The 3965-nt window shown below is 69.1% G+C and carries 4 protein-coding genes; 3 read left to right on the forward strand and 1 reads right to left on the reverse strand.

All coding sequences use genetic code 11. The features are described from left to right. The coding region (locus AC1DOC_RS23070) for an aminotransferase class III-fold pyridoxal phosphate-dependent enzyme (protein ID WP_478130556.1) at nucleotides 1–565 on the reverse strand (565 nt) is incomplete at its 3' end. A 163-nt stretch (nucleotides 566–728) separates the two neighbouring features. On the opposite strand from AC1DOC_RS23070, the gene AC1DOC_RS23075 reads away from it, so the two are divergent. The 3 genes from AC1DOC_RS23075 to AC1DOC_RS23085 all read left to right on the forward strand — a co-directional run. Next, entirely contained in the window at nucleotides 729–2138 is a 1410-nt protein-coding gene (locus AC1DOC_RS23075; RefSeq protein WP_015867455.1) for an aminotransferase-like domain-containing protein, read from the forward strand. 162 nt (nucleotides 2139–2300) lie between these two features. Then, complete coding sequence (locus tag AC1DOC_RS23080) at nucleotides 2301–3350, forward strand: ornithine cyclodeaminase (protein WP_478130557.1); 1050 nt, start codon at nucleotides 2301–2303, stop codon at nucleotides 3348–3350. 8 nt (nucleotides 3351–3358) lie between these two features. After that, nucleotides 3359–3965 (forward strand): arginase family protein (locus AC1DOC_RS23085; protein WP_478130558.1); only part of this gene is annotated, 607 nt, incomplete at its 3' end.

Genomic DNA, 3965 nt, shown 5'->3' on the forward strand with positions numbered 1-3965 from the left:
GTGCATCGTCCACGCTCACGCCGTGCAGCACGTTCGGGTACAGCGCATGGAACACCTCGCCCGGGAACGGGCCGAAGCCGAGCTTGTAGGGCGCCACCTTGCCGGTCAGGCCGAGCGTCATCATGGTGCGGCCGTGATAGCCGCCGTTGAAGGCAATGACGCCGGGCCGCCGGGTGTGGGCGCGGGCGATCTTGACCGCGTTCTCGACCGCCTCGGCGCCGGTGCTCAGGAAGATCGACTTCTTCGCGAAATTGCCCGGCGCCAGCGCGTTCAGGCGCTCGGCCAGCTCCACGTAGGGCTCGTAGGCCAGCACCTGGAAGCAGGTGTGCGAATAAAGATCGACCTGCGCCTTCACGGCGGCGCTGATCTCCGGATGGCAGTGGCCGGTGTTGAGCACCGCGATGCCGCCGGCAAAGTCGATGTAGCGTCGCCCCTCGACGTCCCACACTTCCGCGTTGGCGGCGCGGCTGACGAAGATCTCATGGGCCTGGCCGACGCCGCGGGCCACGGCCGCATTGCGGCGGGCCATGAGGGCGGCATTGCTGAGGTGGGGTTCGCGTTGCATGGGTGCGGCCTGTGCTTTGAAGAAGGAATGCCGGCACTCTAGGTCCCACGAATCGATCCAGCCATGTACACCGGAAGTGATCGCCCGGAAGACTGTACTGGTCTTGTATCCTGTACATACTTTCCTCAATATGGTGCAGGCCGGACTGCTGCAGACGCCCCCGATGCTCATTCTTCGCCCCGAACAGCCGACGCCGCTGGTCAGCCAGATCGTGGAAGGGTTACGCGGACTGATCGGCTCCCAGAAGCTCAAGGCCGACAGCAAGTTGCCGTCGATCCGCGCCTTTGCCGCGACCCACGGCGTCAGTGTGTTCACGGTGGTCGAGGCCTACGACCGGCTGGTGGCGCAGGGCCTCCTGGTCTCGCGCGCCAACGCCGGCTTCTTCGTCAAGCGGCGCATCGAGGACAGCGCCGCCGGCGCGGCCAGTGCGCCCCGCCCGGACCCCCGCTTCGACGCCCGCTGGTACCTGCAGCAGATCTTCGAGAACCGCAACCTGCCGCTCAAACCCGGCTGTGGCTGGCTGCCGCACGACTGGCTGTTCGAGGACGGCATGCGCCGGAGCCTTCGCCACCTGGCTTCCGAAGGCGCCGACATCGGCGGCTACGGCCTGCCCTTCGGCCACATGGCGCTGCGCATGGCGACGGCCGAGGCGCTCTCGGAGCAGCAGATCGTGGTCGACGCCGCCCAGGTGCTGCTGACCCAGGGTTCCAGCCAGGCGCTGGACCTGGTGGCGCGCCGCCTGCTCAAGCCGGGCGATTCGGTGCTGGTGGACGACCCGGGCTATCCGAACCTGATGTTCATGCTCCGCTTCCTGGGCGTGGAGATCGTCGGCGTGCCGCGCATCCCCACGGGCTACGACATGCCGGCGCTCGAGGCGCTGCTCGCGGCGCATCGGCCCAAGGCTTTCTTCACCCAGCCCCGGCTGCAGAGCCCGACCTGCTCGATGGCCTCGCTGCCGCAGCTGGTGCAACTGCTGCAGCTCGCGCAGGCACACGACTTCACGCTGGTCGAGAACGACATCTATGCCGAGATGGACGCCTCGATGCGCCCCTCGCTCGCCAGCCTGGGACAGCTGCGCCGCGTGGTCTACGTGGGCAGCTACTCGAAGACCATCTCGCCCAACATCCGCGTCGGCTACGTGGTCGCCCGGCCGGAGCTGCTCGAAGAGCTGGCGCAGCTCAAGATGATCTCGGGCCTGACCTCGTCCGATATCACCGAGCGGCTGGCCTTCGGCATCGTGACCGATGGCCGCTGGCGCAAGCACCTCAAGTCGCTGCGCGAGCGCCTCGCGCAGGCGCAGGGCAGCGTCGCGCGGCGGCTGGACGGGCTGGGCTTCGAGCTGTTCCACGAAGCCGCGGCCGGCATGTACCTGTGGGCGCGGCACCCGGACATTGCCGACAGCGCCGAGCTCTCGCGGCGCGCCGCGGCCGAGGGCATCATGCTCGGCCCGGGCCAGCTGTTCCTGGTCAATCCGCATCCCACCGGCTGGCTGCGCTTCAACGTGGCCTTCAGCGAAGACGAGCGGCTCTGGCGCTTCCTGGAGCGCAGCATCGAAGAGCACAGGCACGACTGAAGCCGTGCTTCCGCCAGGACCCGGCGGGGGCTCGCCATGGCCTGCAAGCAGGCGCACAATGGCTGCAACCCCTGGCGCAGGCGCATCCTGGATCAGCCATGGTGGAGTGAGAACACTTGAAGGAATGAAGCGCCGCGTCCGGGCTACGCAAGGAGCCGCGCCATGACCCGCTTCATCGATGTTCACAGCCTGGTTCGCCTGGTGGACGAAACCGGCGTTCCGCAATTCCTCAAGGCCCTGGCCGACGCGCTGCGCGACGACTTCCTGCGCTGGCGCGAGTTCGACAAGAAGGCGCGCGTGGCCAGCCACTCGCACCTCGGCGTGATCGAGCTGATGCCGGTGGCCGACGACGGCGCCTACGCCTTCAAGTACGTCAACGGCCATCCGCACAACACGGCCGTGGGGCTGCCCACGGTCATGGCCTTCGGCGTGCTGGCCGAGGTCGACACGGGCTACCCCGTGCTGCTGTCCGAGCTCACGCTCACCACCGCGCTGCGCACCGCCGCCACTTCGGCCATGGCGGCGCAGGCGCTGGCGCGGCCCGGCTCGCGCAGCATGGCGCTGATCGGCAACGGCTCGCAGAGCGAGTTCCAGGCGCTGGCCTTCCATGCGCTGCTGGGTATCGAGGAGGTGCGCGTGTTCGACATCGATCCGCGCGCCACCGACAAGCTGGTGCGCCACCTGTCGGCCTRCACGCCGCTCGAGGTGGTGCGCGCGCCATCGGTCGCCGACGCGGTGCGCGGCGCCGACATCGTGACCACGGTCACGGCACACCAGGGCCACGCGGTCGTGCTTTCGCCCGGCATGATCGAGCCGGGCATGCACATCAATGCGGTGGGCGGCGATTCCCCCGGCAAGACCGAGCTGCATCCCGACGTGCTGCGCCTCGCCCGCGTGTTCGTCGAGTACGAAGCCCAGACCCGCATCGAGGGCGAGATCCAGCAGCTGCCGGCCGACTTTCCGGTGCACGAGCTCTGGAAGGTGCTGCTCGGCAGCGTGCCGGGGCGCGAGAGTGCCGAGCAGGTCACGGTGTTCGACTCGGTCGGCTTTGCGCTGGAGGACTACACGGCGCTGCGCTACATCCACCAGCTGTCGCTGGAGCGCGGCATCGGCCAGCAGATCGCGCTGGTGCCCGAACTCGACGACCCGAAGGACCTGTTCGGGCTGACGGCGTCCGGCCGGCGCCGGGCGGTGCTGCGGCGTGCGGCATGATGGGCGGCATGCTCACCATCTACAACGACCAGCACGCGCTGCACCAGGGCAAAGTCGAGATGTTCCGCGGCGAACTGGTGCCGTGCTTCGAGGTGCCCGCCCGCGTCGACCATGTGAAACATGAACTGGAGCGCCGCGGCCTGGGCCCGCTGCAGGTGCCCGATGCCTTCGACGAGGCGCTGTTGGCCAGGGTGCACGCGCCGCGCTACCTGGACTTCATTGCGCATGCCTGGGACGAGTGGGTGGCGCTCGATCCGTCGAACGCATCGCGCGATGCGCTGCCTTCGTACTGGCCCACGCGCGGCATGCGCACCGACGTGCTGCCGAAGAGCTTTCCTGCGCGCATGGGGCTGTTCTCCTTCGACGCGGGCACGCCGCTCATGGCCGGCAGCTGGGCCGCCGCGCGCCACGGCGCCGCCTGCGCCTGGACCGCGGCGCAGCGCGTCATCGGCGGCGAGCGCGCCGCCTTCGCACTCACGCGGCCGCCCGGCCACCATGCGGGCGCCGATTTCTTCGGCGGCTACTGCTTCGTCAACAACGCTGCCGTGGCCGCGCAGGCGCTGCGCGATGCGGGCGTGGAGCGGGTGGCGGTGCTCGACGTGGACTACCACCACG

It is taken from the genome of Variovorax sp. 01T439_2 (assembly GCF_056398445.1).